Origin of the sequence: Pseudomonas sp. IPO3774, assembly GCF_013386835.1 — a bacterium.
In the GTDB taxonomy this organism is placed as follows: domain Bacteria; phylum Pseudomonadota; class Gammaproteobacteria; order Pseudomonadales; family Pseudomonadaceae; genus Aquipseudomonas.
The window spans coordinates 235,190-255,529 of sequence record NZ_JACAQY010000013.1; the positions used below are offsets into that span (position 1 = coordinate 235,190).

General features: G+C 60.8%; 23 protein-coding genes and 1 pseudogene. 17 read left to right on the forward strand and 7 right to left on the reverse strand.

Annotated features, from left to right (window positions below; all coding sequences use genetic code 11):
* Positions 1-228: 228 nt before the first annotated feature.
* Complete coding sequence (locus tag HYE77_RS07090; protein ID WP_003213261.1) at positions 229-591, forward strand: cupin domain-containing protein; 363 nt, start codon at positions 229-231, stop codon at positions 589-591.
* Between the two features lie 70 nt (positions 592-661).
* On the opposite strand, the gene rpmG is transcribed toward HYE77_RS07090, so the two are convergent.
* Both rpmG and rpmB read right to left on the reverse strand, forming a co-directional pair.
* The gene (gene rpmG, locus HYE77_RS07095; RefSeq protein WP_003176906.1) at positions 662-817 is read right to left on the reverse strand and encodes a 50S ribosomal protein L33; all 156 of its coding nucleotides are present in this window, start codon (positions 815-817) and stop codon (positions 662-664) included.
* An 11-nt stretch (positions 818-828) separates the two neighbouring features.
* Positions 829-1,062: a 50S ribosomal protein L28 gene (gene rpmB / locus HYE77_RS07100; RefSeq protein ID WP_003213263.1), complete on the reverse strand. Its 234-nt coding sequence runs from the start codon at positions 1,060-1,062 to the stop codon at positions 829-831.
* 458 nt (positions 1,063-1,520) lie between these two features.
* Between rpmB and HYE77_RS07105 the strand changes: the two genes are divergently transcribed.
* Entirely contained in the window at positions 1,521-3,113 is a 1,593-nt protein-coding gene (locus tag HYE77_RS07105) for an ABC transporter substrate-binding protein (RefSeq protein ID WP_008439424.1), read from the forward strand.
* A 28-nt stretch (positions 3,114-3,141) separates the two neighbouring features.
* Here HYE77_RS07105 and radC read toward each other — a convergent pair whose 3' ends face one another.
* Positions 3,142-3,816 carry a DNA repair protein RadC gene (gene radC, locus HYE77_RS07110; protein WP_003213267.1) on the reverse strand — a complete coding sequence of 225 codons (675 nt, stop codon included), beginning with the start codon at positions 3,814-3,816 and terminating at the stop codon, positions 3,142-3,144.
* Positions 3,817-3,946: 130 nt separating this feature from the next.
* Between radC and coaBC the strand changes: the two genes are divergently transcribed.
* The 4 genes and pseudogenes from coaBC to argB all read left to right on the forward strand — a co-directional run bounded on the left by coaBC (position 3,947) and on the right by argB (position 8,215).
* A complete protein-coding gene (coaBC, locus tag HYE77_RS07115) occupies positions 3,947-5,155 on the forward strand; it encodes a bifunctional phosphopantothenoylcysteine decarboxylase/phosphopantothenate--cysteine ligase CoaBC (RefSeq protein ID WP_008439425.1) in 1,209 nt (402 codons plus the stop codon).
* Positions 5,156-5,160: 5 nt separating this feature from the next.
* A complete protein-coding gene (gene dut / locus HYE77_RS07120; protein ID WP_003213270.1) occupies positions 5,161-5,616 on the forward strand; it encodes a dUTP diphosphatase in 456 nt (151 codons plus the stop codon).
* 252 nt (positions 5,617-5,868) lie between these two features.
* Positions 5,869-7,290: pseudogene (locus tag HYE77_RS07125) on the forward strand (phosphomannomutase/phosphoglucomutase); the annotation flags it as partial.
* Between the two features lie 19 nt (positions 7,291-7,309).
* Positions 7,310-8,215 carry an acetylglutamate kinase gene (gene argB, locus HYE77_RS07130; protein ID WP_003213275.1) on the forward strand — a complete coding sequence of 302 codons (906 nt, stop codon included), beginning with the start codon at positions 7,310-7,312 and terminating at the stop codon, positions 8,213-8,215.
* Positions 8,216-8,383: 168 nt separating this feature from the next.
* Here argB and pyrE read toward each other — a convergent pair whose 3' ends face one another.
* Complete coding sequence (pyrE, locus tag HYE77_RS07135; RefSeq protein WP_003213276.1) at positions 8,384-9,028, reverse strand: orotate phosphoribosyltransferase; 645 nt, start codon at positions 9,026-9,028, stop codon at positions 8,384-8,386.
* A gap of 82 nt (positions 9,029-9,110) precedes the next feature.
* Between pyrE and HYE77_RS07140 the strand changes: the two genes are divergently transcribed.
* Positions 9,111-9,890, forward strand: a complete 780-nt coding sequence (locus tag HYE77_RS07140; protein WP_003176915.1) for an exodeoxyribonuclease III — start codon at positions 9,111-9,113, stop codon at positions 9,888-9,890.
* Between the two features lie 58 nt (positions 9,891-9,948).
* Here the strand turns inward: HYE77_RS07140 and HYE77_RS07145 are convergent, their stop codons facing one another.
* Positions 9,949-10,317: a DUF4870 domain-containing protein gene (locus tag HYE77_RS07145; RefSeq protein ID WP_177068598.1), complete on the reverse strand. Its 369-nt coding sequence runs from the start codon at positions 10,315-10,317 to the stop codon at positions 9,949-9,951.
* A 22-nt stretch (positions 10,318-10,339) separates the two neighbouring features.
* Positions 10,340-11,062 (reverse strand): ribonuclease PH, encoded by a 723-nt coding sequence (gene rph / locus HYE77_RS07150; RefSeq protein WP_003213280.1) that lies wholly within the window; start codon positions 11,060-11,062, stop codon positions 10,340-10,342.
* A gap of 217 nt (positions 11,063-11,279) precedes the next feature.
* Here rph and HYE77_RS07155 point away from each other — a divergent pair, with 217 nt between their 5' ends.
* From HYE77_RS07155 to HYE77_RS07180, 6 genes are all read left to right on the forward strand, one after another.
* Positions 11,280-12,143: a YicC/YloC family endoribonuclease gene (locus tag HYE77_RS07155; protein ID WP_087693711.1), complete on the forward strand. Its 864-nt coding sequence runs from the start codon at positions 11,280-11,282 to the stop codon at positions 12,141-12,143.
* A gap of 11 nt (positions 12,144-12,154) precedes the next feature.
* Positions 12,155-12,775, forward strand: a complete 621-nt coding sequence (gene gmk / locus HYE77_RS07160; protein ID WP_003213284.1) for a guanylate kinase — start codon at positions 12,155-12,157, stop codon at positions 12,773-12,775.
* Between the two features lie 167 nt (positions 12,776-12,942).
* Positions 12,943-13,206 carry a DNA-directed RNA polymerase subunit omega gene (rpoZ, locus tag HYE77_RS07165; protein WP_003176920.1) on the forward strand — a complete coding sequence of 88 codons (264 nt, stop codon included), beginning with the start codon at positions 12,943-12,945 and terminating at the stop codon, positions 13,204-13,206.
* A gap of 60 nt (positions 13,207-13,266) precedes the next feature.
* On the forward strand, positions 13,267-15,372 hold the full coding sequence (spoT, locus tag HYE77_RS07170) for a bifunctional GTP diphosphokinase/guanosine-3',5'-bis pyrophosphate 3'-pyrophosphohydrolase (protein WP_008439435.1): 2,106 nt from the start codon (positions 13,267-13,269) through the stop codon (positions 15,370-15,372).
* Between the two features lie 24 nt (positions 15,373-15,396).
* Positions 15,397-15,777: a RidA family protein gene (locus HYE77_RS07175; protein ID WP_003213288.1), complete on the forward strand. Its 381-nt coding sequence runs from the start codon at positions 15,397-15,399 to the stop codon at positions 15,775-15,777.
* Positions 15,778-15,840: 63 nt separating this feature from the next.
* Entirely contained in the window at positions 15,841-16,584 is a 744-nt protein-coding gene (locus tag HYE77_RS07180) for a hypothetical protein (RefSeq protein WP_003213290.1), read from the forward strand.
* Between the two features lie 43 nt (positions 16,585-16,627).
* Here HYE77_RS07180 and HYE77_RS07185 read toward each other — a convergent pair whose 3' ends face one another.
* Positions 16,628-17,479, reverse strand: a complete 852-nt coding sequence (locus tag HYE77_RS07185) for an SDR family oxidoreductase (protein WP_087693712.1) — start codon at positions 17,477-17,479, stop codon at positions 16,628-16,630.
* Positions 17,480-17,668: 189 nt separating this feature from the next.
* On the opposite strand from HYE77_RS07185, the gene exbB reads away from it, so the two are divergent.
* From exbB to HYE77_RS07205, 4 genes are all read left to right on the forward strand, one after another.
* Positions 17,669-18,655, forward strand: coding sequence for a tonB-system energizer ExbB (gene exbB / locus HYE77_RS07190; protein WP_177068599.1), 987 nt, complete (start codon positions 17,669-17,671; stop codon positions 18,653-18,655).
* Between the two features lie 6 nt (positions 18,656-18,661).
* Positions 18,662-19,087: a TonB system transport protein ExbD gene (gene exbD / locus HYE77_RS07195; protein WP_017476711.1), complete on the forward strand. Its 426-nt coding sequence runs from the start codon at positions 18,662-18,664 to the stop codon at positions 19,085-19,087.
* Entirely contained in the window at positions 19,084-19,833 is a 750-nt protein-coding gene (locus HYE77_RS07200) for an energy transducer TonB (RefSeq protein ID WP_003213297.1), read from the forward strand. Before exbD ends, HYE77_RS07200 begins: the two co-directional genes overlap by 4 nt.
* A gap of 168 nt (positions 19,834-20,001) precedes the next feature.
* Positions 20,002-20,337 carry a cupredoxin domain-containing protein gene (locus HYE77_RS07205; RefSeq protein ID WP_003213299.1) on the forward strand — a complete coding sequence of 112 codons (336 nt, stop codon included), beginning with the start codon at positions 20,002-20,004 and terminating at the stop codon, positions 20,335-20,337.
* Positions 20,338-20,340 lie beyond the last annotated feature (3 nt).

Consider the following 20,340-nt stretch of genomic DNA (forward strand, 5'->3'; position numbering starts at 1 on the left):
GAGTGTCCTCCTCTTATTGAATACAAGGGCCGGGCGATGTACCCAGGCACCTTCGAAGAATTCTTGCCCGGCCAGCCAGCTGTTCGGCTCAAGGCAGCTGCCACCCTAAACCAGCGGCGATGGATGTTTCAATATATTTGACATAACGGCAGCAAACGCCCTTGCGATGTTCATTTTAATAAACATAGACTTTGAGCTCTCCAACCGCAGGCCAGACGGGACACGCCCATGAACATCCAGAATATCGTCGACTTCAGCCAGGCCAGGACCGAGCCAGATCGCTACCGTCCGGCTGCGGAGAAAATCCTCAAGGGCGACCCGGAGCAAACCGTCTACAACCACTACAACAGTCCGTGCGGCCAGATGAGCGCCGGGGTCTGGGAAGGTGAAGTCGGACAGTGGAAGGTCAACTACACCGAGCATGAGTATTGCGAGATCGTGCAGGGTGTTTCGGTGTTGCGCGATGCCGACGGCAACGCCAAGACCTTGCGGGCCGGTGATCGCTTCGTCATTCCGGCCGGCTTCAGCGGCACCTGGGAAGTGCTGGAACCCTGCCGCAAGATCTACGTGGTGTTCGAAGAAAAGGCCTGATCATTTAACAGGCACAAAAAAAAGCCCGCATCGTGAGATACGGGCTTTTTTTCACAAGAAAGAAAACCAATTACTTGATTTTGCCTTCTTTGTAGATCACGTGCTTGCGAACGCGCGGGTCGAACATTTTCTTTTCGAGCTTGTCCGGGGTAGTACGCTTGTTCTTGTCGGTAGTGTAGAAGTGACCAGTACCGGCGCTAGAGATCATTCGAATCAATTCACGCATGATTTAGCTCCTTAGATTTTGCCGTCGCGGCGCAGTTCGGCCAGCACGACAGTGATGCCGCGCTTGTCGATAACACGCATGCCTTTGGCAGATACGCGCAGACGAACAAAACGTTTCTCTTCTTCAACCCAAAAGCGGTGATGCTGCAGGTTTGGCAGGAAACGACGACGGGTTTTGTTGTTTGCGTGGGAAATGTTATTCCCAGTCACCGGACCCTTACCGGTAACTTGACAGACTCTCGACATGCCTCAGCCCTCTAAAACCACATGCCCAACCCGGCATGGGTTGGCCGCTTAATCTCTCAGTCATTTGGCGCCAGGCGCCGCGTTTCTTTAGGGTCTTACCGGCTACACCTACTAGCGAAGGAACCGGGCCCCTAGAAAAGAGCGCTGCTTTATACCAGAAAGACCCCAGTGCAACAACAGGCCGTGTACTTTTATACGCGTAAATCCAGGCCATGGACGCCTGAACCGTTGCCAGGGTGGGCCGCTATAGAAGCTAACCGCTCGTCGCACAGAATGATTTACAGCGCCCGCGCGCACTGCAAAGTGCTCGGCAAAACGACCTGAGGCGCCATCAAAACAGTATTTGCGGCAAAAGCACAGGCAAAAATGGGCTAGTCATTTGTCAATCAGCCCACTACGGTAGGACTTTTCCAGACTGCACTCGCAGATGGGCCTTCGATCTGCAAAGGAAACCGAATATGCGCCTCGCTGCCCTACCGCTATTGCTAGCCCCTCTTTTTATTGCTGCACACGCCCAGGCGGCCACTACCCTGAGCGTCTGCACCGAAGCCAGCCCCGAAGGCTTCGACGTGGTGCAATACAACTCGCTGACCACCACCAACGCCTCGGCAGACGTATTGATGAACCGCCTGGTGGACTTCGACGCCACCAGCGGCAAGCTGGTCCCGAGCCTCGCGGACAGCTGGGAAGTGTCGCCGGACGGCCTCACCTACACCTTCAAGCTGCACCCGGACGTTAAATTCCACCGTACCGACTACTTCACGCCGAGCCGCAGCCTGACCGCCGAAGACGTGCGCTTCAGCTTCGAGCGCATGCTCGACCCGGCCAACCCCTGGCACAAGATCGCCCAGAGCGGCTTCCCCCACGCCCAGTCGCTGCAGTTGCCCACGCTGATCAAGAAGATCGACGCCCTCGACCCGCTGACCGTGCGCTTCACCCTGGACCACGCCGATTCGACCTTCCTCGCCGCCTTGAGCATGGGCTTTGCCTCGATCTACCCGGCGGAATATGCCGACAAACTGCTCAAGGCCGGCACCCCGGAGAAGCTCAACAGCCAGCCTATCGGCACCGGGCCGTTCATTTTCGGGCGCTTCCAGAAGGACGCGACGATTCGCTACAAGGCCAACCCGGATTACTTCGCCGGCAAGCCTGCGGTGGATAACCTGATCTTTGCGATCACCCCGGACGCCAACGTGCGCCTGCAGAGACTGCGTCGCGACGAGTGCCAGATCGCCTTGTCGCCCAAGCCCCTGGATATTGATGCCGCCCAGAAAGACGCCGACCTGAAGATCGAGAAAACCGCGGCCTTCATGACCGCGTTTGTCGCCATCAACAGCCAGCATCCGCCACTGGACAAGCCGGAAGTTCGCCAGGCGATCAACCTGGCCTTCGACAAGGCCAGCTATCTGAAGGCCGTATTCGAAGGCACCGCCGAAGCCGCCAACGGCCCTTACCCGCCCAATACCTGGAGCTATGCCAAGGACCTGCCGGGCTATCCGCAGGACATTGCCAAGGCCAAGCAACTGCTGGATCGCGCCGGGCTCAAGGATGGCTTCAAGACCACGATCTGGACCCGGCCGTCGGGCAGCCTGCTGAACCCCAACCCCAGCCTGGGCGCACAACTGCTGCAGGCGGACCTGGCCAAGGTCGGCATCCAGGCTGAAATCCGTGTGATCGAGTGGGGCGAACTGATCCGACGCGCCAAGGCCGGCGAGCACGACCTGCTGTTCATGGGCTGGGCCGGTGACAACGGCGACCCGGATAACTTCCTGACGCCGCAGTTCTCCTGCGCGGCCGTGAAGTCCGGCACCAACTTTGCCCGCTACTGCGACCCGGCGCTGGACAAGCTGATCAGCGCCGGCAAGACCACCAGCGAACAAGGCGTGCGCAGCAAGCTGTACCAGCAGGCCCAGGCGCAGATCCAGCAACAGGCGCTCTGGCTGCCACTGGCGCACCCGACCGCGTTTGCGCTGACCCGCAAGAATGTCGAGGGGTATCAGGTGAGCCCGTTCGGGCGCCAGGATTACTCCAAGGTCAGCGTCAAGCCCTGACCCCTGCCAGGGGCTGGCATGCCAGCCCCTACATCCACCCAAATTCCGCCATCGACAGCGGGTCACCCTCCCCCACAATGATGTGGTCCAGCACACGCACGTCCACCATCTCCAGCGCCTTTTGCAGCACCTTGGTCAATTTTCGATCAGCGATGCTGGGCTCGGGGCTGCCGGAAGGATGGTTGTGGCACAGGATCAGCGCCGCGGCGTTGTAGTCCAGCGCGCGCTTCACCACTTGTCGCGGGTAGACGATGGCGTTGTCGATGGTGCCTTGAAACAGCTTTTCGAAGCCCAGCACTCGATGCTTGGCGTCGAGAAACAGGCAGCCGAATATCTCGTGAGGCTCGTGGCGCAGCAGTGCCTTGAGGTAGTCGCGCACGGCCTCCGGGCTTTCCAGCACCGAATCGTTGCGCAGGCGTTCAGCCAAATGGCGGCGCGCCATCTCCAGTACGGCTTGAAGCTGGGCGAACTTCGCCGGCCCCAACCCCAAATGCTGGCTGAACACCGGCTGCCTCGCCTCCATCAGCGCCCGAAGGCTGCCAAATTGCGCCAGCAGATGGCGCGCCAGGTCCACGGCACTCCTGCCTGACACCCCGGTGCGCAGGAAAATCGCCAGCAATTCCGCGTCGGAAAGGTTCTCCGCTCCCAGCTCCAACAGCTTCTCCCGCGGACGCTCTGCCGCAGGCCAATCGCGAATACTCATGGCACCTCCGTGTGCATGTGCGCCGCTGTTGCATGGCGGACGCTGTGGTATCTTAGGCCATCTTTTTGCGTGCGATTTCACCTGGGGAGGGGGCATCGCAACGCCATCACTGAACTGGAAAGGCAAGCCAATGCAGCGTCTGTATCGGAAACGCATCGTTCTCGGCGTCGGCGGCGGCATTGCCGCCTACAAGAGCGCAGAGCTGGTTCGCAGGCTTCTCGACCAAGGCGCCGAAGTGCGCGTGGTCATGACCCGTGGCGGCAGTGAATTCATCACCCCGTTGACCATGCAAGCCTTGTCCGGCCACCCGGTGCACCTCGACCTGCTGGACCCTGCGGCCGAAGCCGCCATGGGCCACATCGAGCTGGCCAAGTGGGCCGACCTGGTGCTGATTGCCCCGGCCACCGCCGACCTGATCGCCCGCCTGGCCCAAGGCATTGCCGACGACCTGCTGACCACCCTGGTACTGGCCACCGACGCCACCGTCGCGATCGCCCCGGCCATGAACCAGGCCATGTGGCGCGACCCGGCCACCCAGGCCAACACCCAACTCCTGCAAAGCCGCGGCCTCAAGGTTTTCGGCCCGGCCTCCGGCAGCCAGGCCTGCGGCGACGTGGGCATGGGCCGCATGCTCGAAGCCACCGACCTGGCCCACTGCGCCGCCGACTGCTTCCAGCACCTGGCCCTGACCGGCAAGCACGTGCTGATCACCGCCGGCCCGACCCAGGAAAACATCGACCCGGTGCGCTACATCACCAACCATAGCTCAGGAAAAATGGGCTTTGCCCTGGCGGAAGCGGCGGTCGAGGCAGGCGCCCGTGTGACGTTGATCACCGGCCCGGTGCATCTGCCGACCCCGGATCGCGTCACCCGAATCGACGTAGTCAGCGCCCGCGACATGCTGGCGGCCTGTGAAGCGGCGATTCCCTGCGACCTGTTCATCGCTTCGGCTGCGGTAGCGGACTACCGCCCCGAGGTGGTTGCACCGCAGAAACTCAAGAAAGACCCTACAAGCGGCGACGGCCTGCTCCTGCAAATGGTCCGTAACCCGGACATCCTGGCGACCATCGCCACCCGTGAGGACCGCCCGTTCAGCGTCGGTTTTGCCGCCGAAACCGAGCATTTGCTGGACTATGCCGCACGCAAATTGAAAGACAAAAACCTCGACCTGATTGTCGCCAACGATGTCGCCAACCCGAGCATCGGCTTCAACAGTGAGGAAAATGCCATCAGCGTGATCGACCGCGAGTTGCACGCTACCGTTTTCGCCCAGACCAGCAAGGGCAAGATTGCCCGCCAACTGATCTCTTTTATCGCCCAACGGCTGAACCAGGTTTAATTTCCATGCACGCTTTGCAAGCCAAGATCCTCGACCCCCGCATCGGCAACGAATTCCCGCTGCCGGCCTACGCCACACCAGGCTCCGCCGGCCTCGACCTGCGTGCCATGCTCAAGCAGGACACCGTGCTTGAACCAGGCCAGACCATTCTGATTCCGACCGGCCTGTCGATCTACGTGGGCGACCCGGGCCTGGCGGCGCTGATCCTGCCGCGCTCCGGCCTGGGCCACAAACACGGCATCGTCCTCGGCAACCTGGTGGGGCTGATCGACTCGGACTACCAGGGCGAGTTGATGGTGTCCTGCTGGAACCGTGGCCAGACCGCGTTCAATATCGCCGTCGGCGAGCGCATTGCCCAACTCGTGCTGGTACCGGTGGTGCAGGCGCACTTCGAGCTGGTCGAAGAGTTCGACGAAACACAACGCGGCGCAGGTGGCTTCGGGCATTCCGGCAGCCACTGACTAAGCTGAATTGACTTAGCCGAACAAGCCGGGTGCCTCACCCGGCCTGATGCCAACGCATGGCCTTTCAGGATGAAGAATGCGCGGAACTTACCAGCAAGGTTTCCCCAGTGAAATCAGGGCATTAAGGGGGCAAAAGGGCGGAGCTTCGGCGCCGATGGCACTTTTGCACCACGAACTCTATGCCAAAAACGCCGTCTTACCCTTCAGTTTGAGCCTGCCGGTCAGCACCCTTGAGGCCAGCCCAGCCCCTTATCGATGGAGTTCCCCCCCGCAATGAGCAACCCAGCCCGAGTCGCCCCGACATTTCCCGACAGCATTTTCCGCGCCTATGACATTCGTGGCGTGGTCCCCAAGACCCTGACCGCCGAGACCGCCTACTGGATCGGCCGCGCCATTGGCTCCCAGAGCCTGGCACAGGGCGAGCCCAACGTTTCCGTAGGCCGTGATGGCCGCCTGTCCGGCCCCGAGCTGGTCGAGCAACTGATCCAGGGCCTGGCCGACAGCGGTTGCCACGTCAGCGACGTGGGCCTGGTGCCGACGCCTGCGCTGTACTACGCAGCCAACGTACTGGCCGGCAAGTCGGGCGTGATGCTCACCGGCAGCCATAACCCGTCGGACTACAACGGCTTCAAGATCGTCATCGCTGGCGATACCCTCGCCAACGAACAGATCCAGGCCCTGCACACCCGCCTGAAGACCAACGACCTGACCAGCGGCGAAGGCAGCGTCACCAAAGTCGACATCCTGCAGCGCTACTCTGACCAAATCACCGGCGACGTCAAACTCGCGCGCCGCCTCAAAGTGGTGGTGGACTGCGGCAATGGCGCGGCCGGCGTGATCGCCCCGCAACTGCTCGAAGCCCTGAACTGCGAAGTGATCCCACTGTTCTGTGACGTAGACGGCAACTTCCCGAACCATCACCCGGATCCAGGCAAGCCCGAGAACCTGGTGGACCTGATCGCCAAGGTCAAGGAGACAGGGGCTGACGTCGGCCTGGCCTTCGACGGTGACGGCGACCGCGTTGGCGTGGTGACGGACACCGGCGAAAACGTGTTTGCGGACCGCCTGCTGATGCTGTTTGCCCGCGACGTGGTTGCGCGCAACCCAGGTGCCGAAATTATCTTCGACGTGAAGTGCACCCGCCGCCTCACACCGCTGATCAAGGAATATGGCGGTCGCCCGCTAATGTGGAAGACTGGCCACTCGTTGATCAAAAAGAAAATGAAAGAAACCGGCGCGCTATTGGCCGGCGAAATGAGCGGCCATGTGTTCTTCAAGGAGCGCTGGTTCGGCTTTGACGACGGCATTTACAGCGCCGCTCGTCTGCTGGAGATCCTCAGCAAGGAAAAATCGACCGCGCAGGAGCTGTTCCAGACCTTCCCGAATGATATTTCTACGCCAGAGATCAATATCCATGTGACCGAGGAGAGCAAATTCAGCATCATTGACGCACTGCACGATGCGCAATGGGGCGAAGGCGCCGACCTGACCAGCATTGATGGTGTGCGAGTCGATTACGCCAAAGGCTGGGGCCTGGTTCGCGCATCCAACACCACACCGGTGCTGGTGCTGCGTTTCGAGGCGGATACCGAGGCTGAGTTGCAGCGCATCAAGGACGTGTTCCACGCCCAGTTGAAACGTGTTGCCCCTGATCTCCAATTACCGTTCTGATTTTTTACCGGAGTCCTGAATGACCCTCGAACGCGAAGCCGCCGCCAATACCGCCAAGGTCCTTTCCGAAGCGTTGCCTTACATTCGACGCTACGTCGGCAAGACGCTGGTGATCAAGTACGGCGGCAATGCCATGGAAAGCGACGAGCTGAAAACCGGCTTTGCCCGCGACATCGTGTTGATGAAAGCCGTCGGGATCAACCCGGTGGTGGTACACGGTGGCGGCCCGCAAATCGGTGACCTGCTCAAGCGCCTGTCCATCGAGAGTCACTTCATCGACGGCATGCGTGTGACCGACGCCCAGACCATGGACGTGGTGGAGATGGTCCTGGGCGGCCAGGTGAACAAAGACATCGTCAACCTGATCAACCGCCATGGCGGCAGCGCCATCGGCCTGACCGGCAAGGACGCCGAACTGATCCGGGCGAAGAAGCTCACCGTGACCCGCAAGACCCCGGAGATGACCCAGCCGGAAATCATCGACATCGGCCAGGTGGGCGAAGTGATCGGCATCAACACCGACCTGCTGAACCTGCTGGTGAAAGGCGATTTCATTCCGGTGATCGCGCCGATCGGTGTCGGTGCCAACGGTGAGTCCTACAACATCAACGCCGACCTCGTGGCCGGCAAGGTGGCCGAGGCGCTGAAGGCCGAGAAGCTGATGCTGCTCACCAACATCGCCGGCTTGATGGACAAGGAAGGCAAGGTCTTGACCGGCCTGACGACCCAGCAAGTGGACGACCTGATCGCCGACGGCACCATCTACGGCGGCATGCTGCCGAAGATCCGCTGCGCGCTGGAAGCGGTGCAAGGCGGCGTTGGCAGCTCGTTGATCCTGGATGGCCGGGTGCCGAATGCGATCCTGCTGGAAATCTTCACCGATACCGGTGTGGGTACCCTGATCAGCAACCGCAAGCGCCCCTAAGCGCTGGTAAACAAAAAGGCCCCGTTCAATTCGATTGAACGGGGCCTTTTCTATGTACTCGGTCTAAAAATGTGGGAGCGGGCTTGCTCGCGAAAGCGGCGGGTCAGTCGACACATATATCAACTGACAAGCCGTATTCGCGAGCAAGCCCGCTCCCACATGGATCTTCTAAACGCCGAACTGCTCGCGATAAGCCTTGACCGCCGGCAAATGCTGCTTGAGCTGCGGGTCATCTTCCAGGAACTGCAACACCTGGTTCAGGGACACGATGCTCACCACTGGAATCGCGAAATCACGTTCCACTTCCTGGATCGCCGACAATTCACCGTTGCCGCGCTCCTGGCGGTTCAGCGCGATCAACACGCCGGCCGCCTTGGCGCCGTCCTGGGAAGCGATGATCTGCATCACTTCGCGAATCGCCGTACCGGCAGTGATCACGTCGTCGATGATCAGCACGTCGCCCTTGAGCGGCGCCCCCACCAGGCTGCCGCCTTCGCCGTGGGCCTTGGCTTCCTTGCGGTTGAAGCACCAAGGCAGATCCAGCTCGTGATGTTCAGCCAACGCCACGGCGGTCGCGGCCGCCAGGGGGATGCCTTTGTAGGCAGGGCCGAACAGCACGTCGAAGGAAATACCGCTTTCAACGATGGCGGCCGCATAGAAACGACCCAGCTGCGCCAGGGCAGAACCCGAGTTGAAAAGGCCGGCATTGAAGAAGTAAGGGCTGGTGCGCCCGGACTTCAAAGTGAACTCACCGAAGCGCAATACGCCGCGATCGATGGCAAAACGAATAAAATCGCGTTGATACGCCTGCATGAAAAAAGCCTCAGATACCACGGATTTAGCTAATTAGGTAGACGGCGTGTATCATACACGCACGCGATTTTTGGGGCCATTTATGCGGATCATCAGTGTGAACGTCAATGGTATTCAGGCTGCAGTCGAGCGTGGTTTGCTCAGTTGGCTGCAAGCCCAGAATGCCGACGTCATCTGCCTGCAGGACACCCGCGCCTCCGCCTTTGAACTGGACGACCCAGCCTTCCAACTGGATGGCTACTTCCTTTATGCCTGTGATGCCGAAGTTCCCGCCCAAGGCGGCGTGGCTTTGTATTCGCGGTTGCAACCCAAGGCGGTCATCAGCGGCCTCGGCTTCGAGACAGCCGACCGCTACGGGCGCTACCTGCAAGCCGATTTCGATAAGGTCAGCATTGCGACCTTGCTGCTTCCATCAGGGCAGAATGGCGATGAAGACTTGAACCAGAAGTTCAAGCTAATGGACGACTTCGCCCGTTATCTGGATAAACAGCGGCGCAAACGTCGCGAGTACATTTACTGTGGCTCGCTGTACGTGGCGCAACAGAAGCTGGATATCAAGAACTGGCGCGACAGCCAGCAATCCCCGGGCTTCCTGGCGCCGGAACGGGCCTGGATGGACGAGATTGTCGGCAACATGGGCTATGTCGATGCCCTGCGGGAAGTCAGCCGCGAAGGCGACCAGTACAGCTGGTGGCCGGATAACGAACAGGCCGAGATGCTCAACCTCGGCTGGCGTTTTGACTACCAGCTGCTGACGCCAGGCTTGCGTCGCTTCGTGCGCAGCGCACGTCTGCCACGCCAGCCGCGCTTCTCGCAGCACGCGCCGCTGATCGTGGACTACGACTGGACCTTGACCATCTAAGGTCTTTTTCCAGGCACAAAAAAACCGACATCACTGTCGGTTTTTTTGTGGGCGGTGGTTATTTGATCAACCGCAATGTCCACGGATAACGATAAGCCACGCCCTTGTTGGCCTTGATGCCCGCAATGATCGTCATCACCACCGCGCCGATCACCAGCACGGTCATCAACACGAAGCCGATCACGATAAAACCCAGCAGGAAGCAGACCGCCCAGCCAATGCCCACGGTGATCTGGAAATTCAGCGCTTCCTTGCCCTGGTCATCAATGAACGGGTCTGCATCCTTCTTCACCTGCCAAAGAATCAAGGGCCCCAGCAGGCTGCCGAACGGGAACATCAGCCCGAAGAACGCCGCAAAATGACAGAGCATCGCCCACTGGCGAACTTCCTTGGACGGTGTCGGCAGTGGAAGTTGGCTGTCACTCATGGCGTCGCTCCTTGGGATTGAATCAGTCGGCCAATGCGGCGTTCTGCAGTTCGAAGATTTCGGTCATGCCCTTCTGGGCCAGGGCCAGCATGGCATTCAGGTCCGCCGGCTGGAATGGCGCGCCTTCGGCGGTGCCCTGCACTTCGATGAAACCACCGGTACTGGTCATCACCACGTTCAGGTCGGTCTCGGCAGCCGAATCTTCAAGATAGTCCAGATCCAGCACCGGCTCGCCCTGATACATGCCGACCGATACAGCCGCGATCATCTGCTTGAGCGGATCGCCGCCTTTCAGGCCGCCACGTTTCTTGATGACCTTGAGCGCGTCGACCAGGGCAACCATGGCGCCGGTGATGGAGGCAGTACGGGTACCACCGTCGGCCTGGATCACGTCGCAGTCGACGTACAGGGTCACGTCGCCCAGCTTGGACATGTCCAGGGCTGCACGCAGGGAGCGACCGATCAGGCGCTGGATTTCCAGGGTGCGGCCGCCTTGCTTGCCGCGGCTGGCTTCACGCTGGTTACGCTCGCCGGTGGCGCGCGGCAGCATGCCGTATTCGGCGGTCAACCAACCCTGGCCCTGGCCCTTGAGGAAACGCGGCACGCCGTTTTCGACGCTGACGGTGCAGATAACCTTGGTATCGCCAAACTCGACCAGTACAGATCCCTCGGCGTGTTTGGTGTAGTTGCGGGTGATGCGGATCGAGCGGAGCTGATCGGCAGCGCGACCACTTGGACGTTTCATAGGGGATACCTGTACGGAGGACGAAAAACTGCCGAGCATTATAGAGCCGCCAGCCCTGATCGGCACGGCTAAAAAATCCTGTTACAAACCCGGGCACCGAAGCCACTGTTTGGGGCCACCCGTCCCCTTGAGCTACAATCCTGCGCCTTCGCAGCCTGTCGGCTTCAATCTACCCATCAGCCCGCCTGTTTGCGGGACTGCATCGCGAGGTACCTCCATGGTGCACAGCATGACCGCCTTCGCCCGCGTCGAAAAAGCCGGCGTCCAAGGCACCCTGAGCTGGGAATTGCGCTCGGTCAACAGCCGCTACCTGGAGCCGCACCTGCGCCTGCCGGAATCGTTTCGCGACCTCGAAGGCGCGGTTCGTGAGGCACTGCGCCAGGGCATCTCCCGCGGCAAGCTGGAATGCACCCTGCGCTTTACCGAGGAAACCACCGGCAAGCCGTTGCAGGTGGATCGCGAGCGCGCCGCGCAATTGATCGCCGCCGCCGAAACCATCGCCGGCCTGATCAAGCAGCCTGCCGCCATCAACCCGCTGGAAGTCCTGGCCTGGCCCGGCGTGCTGGTGGCCGACGCCACCGATCCGCAGGCGTTGAACGCCGAGGCGCTGGCCCTGTTCAACCAGGGCTTGAAAGAACTCAAGGCCGGCCGCGAGCGTGAAGGGGCCGAACTGGCCCGCCTGATCAGCGACCGCCTGACCTCCATTGAAGAAGACGTGGTGACCCTGCGCGAACTGGTGCCGCAGATGCTTGCCACCCAGCGCCAGAAGGTCCTGGACCGCTTCGCCGACATGCAGGCCGAACTGGATCCGGTGCGCCTGGAGCAAGAGATGGTCCTGCTGGCGCAAAAAAGCGACGTGGCCGAAGAACTCGACCGCCTGAGCACCCACATCCTGGAAGTGCGCCGCGTGCTCAAGTCTGCCGGTGCCGCCGGTCGGCGCCTGGACTTCCTGATGCAGGAACTCAACCGCGAAGCCAATACACTGGGCTCCAAAGCCTTTGATCCGCGCAGTACCCAGGCGGCGGTCAACCTCAAAGTGTTGATCGAGCAAATGCGCGAACAAGTACAGAATATCGAGTAAGGCACCCTGACATGACCCACAGCACCGGCACCCTGTACATCATTTCCGCCCCATCGGGCGCGGGCAAAAGCAGCCTGGTCAAGGCCCTGACCGACGCTGACGAGCAGATCCGCATCTCGGTATCCCACACCACCCGCGCCATGCGCCCGGGTGAAGTGAACGGCGTGCACTACCACTTCGTCGAGCGCACCGAGTTCGTCAAGATGATCGAGCACGGTGATTTCCTGGAGCGCGCCGAGGTCTTCGGCAACCTCTACGGAACCTCCCAAAGCCACCTGCAGCAGACCCTGGACGAAGGCCACGACCTGATCCTGGAAATCGACTGGCAGGGCGCCGAGCAAGTGCGCCAGCTGATGCCCAAAGCCCGCTCGATCTTCATCCTGCCGCCTTCGCTGGAAGCGTTGCACCAGCGCCTGACCAATCGCGGCCAGGACAGCGACGAGATCATCGAAGGTCGCATGCGTGAAGCCGTCAGTGAAATGAGCCACTACGTCGACTACGACTACCTGATCATCAACGACGATTTCGCTCACGCGCTGGACGATCTGAAAGCGATTTTCCGCGCCAATCAGCTCCAGCAAAAGCGTCAGCAGCAGCGTTTCGGCAAATTATTGGCCGAACTGCTCGGCTGATTGGCTCTTCCCAAAACCGCTGCAGGGGCTTTACATTGGCACTTGTAGCGCGTTTGCGATGGCCTGCGAAAAATCAGCGCTTCCCTAAACGCTGGTGATTTTTTAAACTGTTCAGTCCGCTCGCCCAACCGGGCAGCGCGCATATTGCATTCGCTCCGAGGAATACCATGGCCCGCGTAACCGTTGAAGACTGCCTAGAACACGTGGATAACCGCTTTGAGCTGGTCATGCTCTCTACCAAGCGTGCCCGTCAACTGGCCACTGGCGGCAAAGAGCCCCTGGTCCAGTGGGAAAACGACAAGCCTACCGTTGTAGCCCTGCGTGAAATCGCTGAAGGCCTGATGAGCTACGAGTTCATCGCCAACGCCGAAATCGTTGAAGACGAACCGCTGTTTGCAGCGTTCGAGGACGAGTCCAACGAGGCCGTCTAAGCCTATGCCTGGTCGACGTAGCACGGCGCGGGGTCACAGCCAACGGCAGGAGTTAATACTTTGCCGAGCATAGACGCCCTCGCCGATCGCTTATCGACCTACCTCGGCCCAGACCAGGTCAACCTGGTCCGCCGAGCGTATTTCTACGCCGAACAAGCCCACGACGGCCAACGCCGCCGCAGTGGCGAGGCGTATGTCACGCATCCTCTTGCCGTGGCCAATATTCTTGCCGACATGCACATGGACCATCAGAGCCTGATGGCCGCGATGCTGCATGACGTGATCGAAGACACCGGCATTGCCAAGGAAGCGCTCAGTGCGCAATTTGGCGAAACCGTGGCCGAACTGGTCGACGGGGTCAGCAAACTGACCCAAATGAACTTCGAGACCAAGGCCGAAGCCCAGGCGGAAAACTTCCAGAAGATGGCCATGGCCATGGCCCGGGACATCCGGGTGATCCTGGTCAAGCTGGCCGACCGGCTGCACAACATGCGCACGCTGGAAGTGCTGTCCGGTGAAAAACGCCGGCGCATCGCCAAGGAAACCCTGGAAATCTACGCGCCCATCGCCAACCGGCTGGGCATGCACGCCATTCGTATCGAGTTCGAAGACCTCGGCTTCAAGGCAATGCACCCGATGCGTTCCGCGCGCATCTACCAGGCAGTGAAACGCGCCCGGGGCAATCGCAAGGAAATCGTCAACAAGATCGAAGAATCCCTGAGCCATTGCCTGGCGATCGATGAGATCGAGGGCGAAGTCAGCGGCCGGCAGAAACACATCTACGGCATCTACAAGAAGATGCGCGGCAAGCGCCGGGCCTTCAACGAGATCATGGACGTGTACGCGTTCCGGATCATCGTCGACAAGGTCGATACCTGCTACCGCGTGCTGGGTGCTGTACATAATTTGTACAAGCCCCTGCCGGGACGCTTCAAGGATTACATCGCGATTCCCAAGGCCAACGGTTATCAGTCGCTGCATACCACGCTGTTCGGTATGCACGGGGTGCCGATCGAGATCCAGATCCGTACCCGCGAAATGGAAGAGATGGCCAACAACGGCATCGCCGCCCATTGGCTGTACAAATCCACCGGCGACGAGCAGCCAAAAGGCACCCATGCCCGCGCCCGCCAGTGGGTCAAGGGCGTGCTGGAAATGCAGCAACGTGCCGGCAACTCCCTGGAATTTATCGAAAGCGTGAAGATCGACCTGTTCCCGGACGAGGTCTACGTGTTCACGCCCAAAGGCCGGATCATGGAGCTGCCCAAAGGCTCCACGGCGGTCGACTTTGCCTACGCGGTGCACACCGATGTGGGTAACAGCTGCATAGCCTGTCGGATCAATCGTCGACTGGCCCCGCTGTCGGAACCGCTGCAAAGCGGTTCCACGGTGGAGATCGTCAGCGCACCGGGCGCGCGCCCGAACCCGGCCTGGCTCAACTTTGTGGTCACCGGCAAGGCTCGCACCCACATCCGTCACGCCCTGAAACTGCAACGCCGTTCCGAGTCCATCAGCCTGGGCGAACGCCTGCTGAACAAGGTGCTCAACGGCTTCGACAGCTCACTGGACAAGATCCCGGCCGAACGCGTGCAGGCGATGCTGCACGAGTACCGCCAGGAACTGATCGAAGACTTGCTGGAAGACATCGGCCTGGGCAACCGCATGGCCTATGTGGTCGCGCGCCGCCTGCTGGGCGAAGGCGAACAGTTGCCAAGCCCCGAAGGCCCGCTGGCGATTCGCGGCACCGAAGGCCTGGTGCTCAGCTACGCCAAGTGCTGCACGCCGATCCCGGGCGACCCGATTGTCGGCCACTTGTCCGCCGGCAAAGGCATGGTGGTGCACCTGGACAACTGCCGCAATATCAGTGAAATCCGCCACAACCCCGAGAAATGCATCCAGCTTTCGTGGGCAAAGGATGTCACTGGCGAATTCAACGTCGAGCTGCGGGTCGAGCTGGAACACCAGCGCGGCCTGATCGCCCTGCTGGCCAGCAGCGTGAACGCGGCCGACGGCAATATCGAGAAAATCAGCATGGACGAACGCGATGGCCGCATCAGCGTGGTCCAACTGGTGGTCAGCGTGCACGATCGCGTGCACCTGGCCCGCGTGATCAAGAAACTGCGCGCCCTGACCGGGGTCATCCGCATCACCCGCATGCGCGCCTAGCCCATCCATTACAAGGAGTCATTCATGACCAAGACTGTTATCACCAGCGACAAGGCACCAGCAGCAATCGGTACTTATTCCCAGGCGATCAAGGCGGGCAATACCGTCTACATGTCCGGCCAGATTCCACTGGACCCAAAAACCATGGAGCTGGTTGAAGGCTTTGAAGCCCAGACCATCCAGGTCTTCGAAAACCTGAAGTCGGTTGCCGAAGCTGCGGGCGGTTCGTTCAAGGACATCGTCAAACTGAACATCTTCCTCACCGACCTGAGCCACTTCGCCAAGGTCAACGAGATCATGGGCAAATACTTCGAACAGCCGTACCCTGCCCGCGCCGCCATCGGCGTTGCCGCCCTGCCAAAGGGCGCGCAGGTTGAGATGGACGCCATTCTGGTCATCGAGTAAAACATCCGGCGCAGCGCTTCCACGGGAAGGCTGCGCCGAATTGGTTCTTGGAAGGATTTCGTAATGCGCAAAGCGCTCGTTGCCTCTTCGTTGCTCGCCCTGTTGCTCGGCGGCTGCGCCAGCAATCCCGCCGACCTGGATGTGAGCGGCACCTGGATCAACCAGGCCGCCATCGACGCGGCAGCCAAGGGCGGCCCTTTGCGTGAAGCCCTGCAGAGCTATGGTCCGAACCTCGAATGGGAGGTGAACACCAAAGCGTCCCAGGCCCGCTACTACAACGGTTTTGAAGTAGCTGAAGGCAAATTGCTGGGTGAAAAATCCGGCGCCTGGAGTGTCGATTTCTACGGCAGCTCCGCCACTGAACTCAAGCGTAAAGGCAAGCTGCTGCTGCAAGGGGCCAATGATAACGAGCCCGAGCAACTGTTCGCCCGTGCCAAGGATCCAGCCCCCGAAGGCGCGCCACTGGGTGCCAACTTCGAACGCACCCTGTACGCCGCCTACATGGGCGGCACCTGGAAAATCAGCAGCGGCACTGGCGAAGGCGCCACCGTACAGTTCCAGGCCAATGGCCAGGTAACCGGCTTGCCCGGCGCCGATCAGTACTCGCTGTGCCTGGCGGGCGATTGCGCCTCCATGAGCGGCGGCTACGACAGTATCTGGCTACAGTTGAACGGCCAGGGCAACCCGTGGATCTTTGCGCGCAAGGGCAAGCAACTGGAGATCTTCCAGGCGATCAACACCGCCCAGGCCGACGAGGTACCCTCGTTTACCCCCGGGCCACGACAGTGGTTGCTGGAAAAACAGTGATGCAAAAAAGGAGCCCTCAGGCTCCTTTTTCTTCACGCCGCGATCAACCCTCCAGGATCGCCGCATACCCTTCGCGGTAACTCGGATAACGCGGCACCCAGCCCAGCGCCTTGGCCCGGGCATTGCTGCATTGTTTGCTCCCAGCACGGCGGACGCTGGCGTTCTCGGCCCATTCGGTCACGCCAAGGTACTCGCGCAACCAGGCAACCACCTCGGCCAGCGGGGCCGGAGCATCGTCAACGCCGATGTAGCACTTATCCAGCACACCCCCCTGCTCCACGTGCTGCAGCAAAAACGCCAGCAAACCCGCCGCGTCATCCGCGTGAATCCGGTTGCCATATAAAGGCGGATCAATCGCCACGCGATAGCCCTGGCGCACTTGGCTCAGCAGCCATTCCCGGCCCGGGCCATAGATACCGGTGAGGCGCACCACGCTCGCGGGAATGCCGCTATTCAACGCCACTTGCTCGGCTTCCAGCATGACTTGGCCGGAATAACCGCCTGCCTTGGTCTCGGAGCTTTCGTCGACCCACTCACCGTTCTGCTGCCCATACACACTGCTGCTGGACACAAACAGCAGGTGCTTGGGCTCCTGGCCGTAGTCGTTCAGCCACTCCAGCACATGCCGCAACCCTTGCACGTATGCCGCACGATAACCCGCCTCGTCGTGATCGGTGGCGGCCGCGCAATACACCAGGTAATCCACCCCGCCCACCGGCCAGGTATCGGGGCAGTCTTCATTGAACAGGTCGCCGGCAATCCCGATAACGCCCTTGGGAAGGCGCGAAATATCCCGCCGCAGGCCATGAACCTCCCAGCCCTGGGCCAGCAATTGGGTGGCCAGACGGCTACCGACATCGCCGCAACCGGCAATCACCACAGAAGGCGCAGACATCACAAAACTCCGTTCTTAAAGGTCAAGGTTAGCCCCCGCAGATGACCAGCGGCCAGCAAAACGACAAATAAAGTAACTGTATTACTTCTGTTAACAAGAATTACTTGCAATAATAACCGCCCATTTGTCCTCGACCCGTTACGGTCTGGAAGGACGCTCACTCATTTTTTTCTCTCAGGTCCGGCCAGCATGACACGCAATACATCCCCCGCTTCGCCAACCAAGCCTCACAGCCCATCCCGCGCCTGGCGTGCGATTGCTGCAGTGCTGTTCAGCGTCCTGCTGGCACCGACCGCCGCGTTCGCCGACAACACCGCGCCGGCCGCCCCGCCTGCAGCGAGCGCGCAAGCTACAGAGCAAAACGCTCCTGCGCCAGCCGCCGCACCGGCCGCGACCGACCCGGCCCTGGCCGCCGAAGGCGCACCGGCTGACGAATCCGGCGTCGTGCTGGAAGAAGACAACAGCCTGGGCATGGCACACGACCTGTCGCCCTGGGGCATGTACCAGAACGCTGACATCATCGTGAAGATCGTGATGATCGGCCTGGCCATCGCTTCGATCATCACCTGGACCATCTGGATCGCCAAGGGCTTCGAACTGCTGGGCGCCAAGCGTCGCCTGCGCACTGAAATCGTCCACCTGAAAAAAGCCACCACCCTGAAAGAAGCCAGCGAAAGCGCGGCGAAGAAGGGCACCCTGGCGCACCTGCTGGTTCACGACGCACTCGAAGAGATGCGCCTGTCGGCCAACACCCGTGAAAAGGAAGGCATCAAGGAGCGCGTCAGTTTCCGTCTTGAGCGCCTGGTTGCCGCCTGCGGTCGCAACATGAGCAACGGCACCGGCGTGCTGGCCACCATCGGTTCCACCGCGCCCTTCGTCGGCCTGTTCGGTACCGTGTGGGGCATCATGAACAGCTTCATCGGCATCGCCAAAACCCAGACCACCAACCTCGCCGTCGTGGCGCCCGGCATCGCCGAAGCCCTGCTGGCAACCGCACTGGGCCTGGTTGCCGCGATTCCTGCGGTGGTGATCTACAACGTCTTCGCCCGTTCGATCGCCGGCTACAAGGCTCAGGTATCGGACGCTTCGGCAGAAGTCCTGTTGCTGGTCAGCCGTGACCTCGATCACCTGCCTTCCGAGCGCAGCTCGCAACCGCATATGGTGAAAGTGGGGTAATCGGCCATGGGCCTGCATTTGAATCAAGGCGACGACGAGCTCGTCGAGAACCACGAAATCAACGTCACGCCGTTTATCGACGTGATGCTGGTGCTGCTGATCATCTTCATGGTGGCTGCACCGTTGGCCACCGTGGATATCAAGGTCGACCTGCCCGCTTCCAGCGCGAAACCTGCGCCGCGGCCGGAGAAACCGATATTCCTCAGCGTGAAGGCGGACCAGCGTCTGTTCCTGGGCGAAGAAGAAGTCAAATCCGAAACCCTGGGCGCGGTGCTCGACGCCAAGACCCAGGGCAAGAAAGACACGACCATCTTCTTCCAGGCCGACAAGGGCGTGGACTACGGCGACCTGATGAGCGTGATGGATGCCCTGCGGGCGGCCGGCTACCTCAAGGTAGGCCTGGTCGGACTTGAGACGGCAGCCAAGAAATGATCACGACGCGCCACAAACTGACGCGTTATGGCACCAGCCTTGCCGTCGTGCTGGGCGTCCACGCCGTCGCGATCATCATCGCGCTCCAGTGGTCGGCGCCACATATGGTCCAGCTGCCTCCGGCCGCCATGGTCATCGACCTGGCACCGATGCCGGCGCCACCACCTCCGGCCCCGCCGAAGGTGATCACGCCGCCACAGCCGCCTGCGCCAGTCGAAGAGCTGCCATTGCCGAAACTGGCCGAGGCACCTAAGCCGACGATCCAGGTGCCAAAGCCGGTCAAGCCCAAGCCAAAACCACAGCCGCCCAAGCCTGTGGAGAAGAAGCCCGATCCGCCCAAGGAAAAACCTTCCGAAGAGCCGCCGAGCGAAACTCCGCAGAACAACGCGCCTACGGAAAAATCCGCCCAGCCACAACCGGGCCCTTCACCGCAGCAGATCGCGGCCAAGGCCACCTGGGAAAGTACCCTGCTGGGCCACCTGCAGAAGTACAAGAAGTACCCGCCGGGCGCCCAGGCGCGTGGCAAGGAAGGCCTGAACCGCCTGCGTTTCGTGGTGGATGCCGATGGCAACGTGCTGTCCTACGAACTGGTGGGCCGCTCCGGCAACGCCGACCTGGACCGCGCCACCCTCGACATGATCCGTCGTGCCCAGCCGCTGCCCAAGCCGCCGGCCGACATGTTGAAAGGCGGGAGCATCGAGATCGTTGCACCGTTCGTTTACAACATCGAAAAACGTCGCCGCTAACCCCCACCGTGGGCACTCTCGGGTGCCCACGGCTGTTGCTCCCTCCCCCGCGCATCACCGCAACCTGAACCAGGCTTGAACGAGTCAACACCTAACTCGATCTTCACTTGTAACACTTAAAGACAACGCTAATTATCCGCGAATAGTTCTCATTAGCGGACATTCGGCATGCCCAACCTTGCCCGGCTGGCTCTCCTCCTACTGGCTTTACCCGTCGCTGCACAGGCGGATCAGCTGGTCACCCTGGTCATTCAGAACCACACCTTCAGCCCCTCGACGTTCGAGGTGCCGGCCGGTGAGCGCTTTCGCATTCAACTCACCAGCCATGATGAAAGCGTCGACGAGTTCGAAAGCTACGACATGAAATTCGAAAAAATCATCGTCCCCGGCAACACCATCACGGTGTTTGCCGGCCCGCTGCATCCCGGCACCTACACCTTCTTCGATGACTACCACCCCGACCAGGCCAAAGGCACGGTCACCGCCGTCGCGGCCAAGGAGTAAGCC

Coding starts and splice junctions, on each gene's coding strand:
- HYE77_RS07090 (WP_003213261.1), top strand. CDS start 229: ATGAACATCCAGAATATCGTCGACTTCAGCCAGGCCAGGACCGAGCCA.
- rpmG (WP_003176906.1), bottom strand. CDS start 817: ATGCGTGAATTGATTCGAATGATCTCTAGCGCCGGTACTGGTCACTTC.
- rpmB (WP_003213263.1), bottom strand. CDS start 1,062: ATGTCGAGAGTCTGTCAAGTTACCGGTAAGGGTCCGGTGACTGGGAAT.
- HYE77_RS07105 (WP_008439424.1), top strand. CDS start 1,521: ATGCGCCTCGCTGCCCTACCGCTATTGCTAGCCCCTCTTTTTATTGCT.
- radC (WP_003213267.1), bottom strand. CDS start 3,816: ATGAGTATTCGCGATTGGCCTGCGGCAGAGCGTCCGCGGGAGAAGCTG.
- coaBC (WP_008439425.1), top strand. CDS start 3,947: ATGCAGCGTCTGTATCGGAAACGCATCGTTCTCGGCGTCGGCGGCGGC.
- dut (WP_003213270.1), top strand. CDS start 5,161: ATGCACGCTTTGCAAGCCAAGATCCTCGACCCCCGCATCGGCAACGAA.
- argB (WP_003213275.1), top strand. CDS start 7,310: ATGACCCTCGAACGCGAAGCCGCCGCCAATACCGCCAAGGTCCTTTCC.
- pyrE (WP_003213276.1), bottom strand. CDS start 9,028: ATGCAGGCGTATCAACGCGATTTTATTCGTTTTGCCATCGATCGCGGC.
- HYE77_RS07140 (WP_003176915.1), top strand. CDS start 9,111: ATGCGGATCATCAGTGTGAACGTCAATGGTATTCAGGCTGCAGTCGAG.
- HYE77_RS07145 (WP_177068598.1), bottom strand. CDS start 10,317: ATGAGTGACAGCCAACTTCCACTGCCGACACCGTCCAAGGAAGTTCGC.
- rph (WP_003213280.1), bottom strand. CDS start 11,062: ATGAAACGTCCAAGTGGTCGCGCTGCCGATCAGCTCCGCTCGATCCGC.
- HYE77_RS07155 (WP_087693711.1), top strand. CDS start 11,280: ATGGTGCACAGCATGACCGCCTTCGCCCGCGTCGAAAAAGCCGGCGTC.
- gmk (WP_003213284.1), top strand. CDS start 12,155: ATGACCCACAGCACCGGCACCCTGTACATCATTTCCGCCCCATCGGGC.
- rpoZ (WP_003176920.1), top strand. CDS start 12,943: ATGGCCCGCGTAACCGTTGAAGACTGCCTAGAACACGTGGATAACCGC.
- HYE77_RS07175 (WP_003213288.1), top strand. CDS start 15,397: ATGACCAAGACTGTTATCACCAGCGACAAGGCACCAGCAGCAATCGGT.
- HYE77_RS07180 (WP_003213290.1), top strand. CDS start 15,841: ATGCGCAAAGCGCTCGTTGCCTCTTCGTTGCTCGCCCTGTTGCTCGGC.
- HYE77_RS07185 (WP_087693712.1), bottom strand. CDS start 17,479: ATGTCTGCGCCTTCTGTGGTGATTGCCGGTTGCGGCGATGTCGGTAGC.
- exbB (WP_177068599.1), top strand. CDS start 17,669: ATGACACGCAATACATCCCCCGCTTCGCCAACCAAGCCTCACAGCCCA.
- exbD (WP_017476711.1), top strand. CDS start 18,662: ATGGGCCTGCATTTGAATCAAGGCGACGACGAGCTCGTCGAGAACCAC.
- HYE77_RS07200 (WP_003213297.1), top strand. CDS start 19,084: ATGATCACGACGCGCCACAAACTGACGCGTTATGGCACCAGCCTTGCC.
- HYE77_RS07205 (WP_003213299.1), top strand. CDS start 20,002: ATGCCCAACCTTGCCCGGCTGGCTCTCCTCCTACTGGCTTTACCCGTC.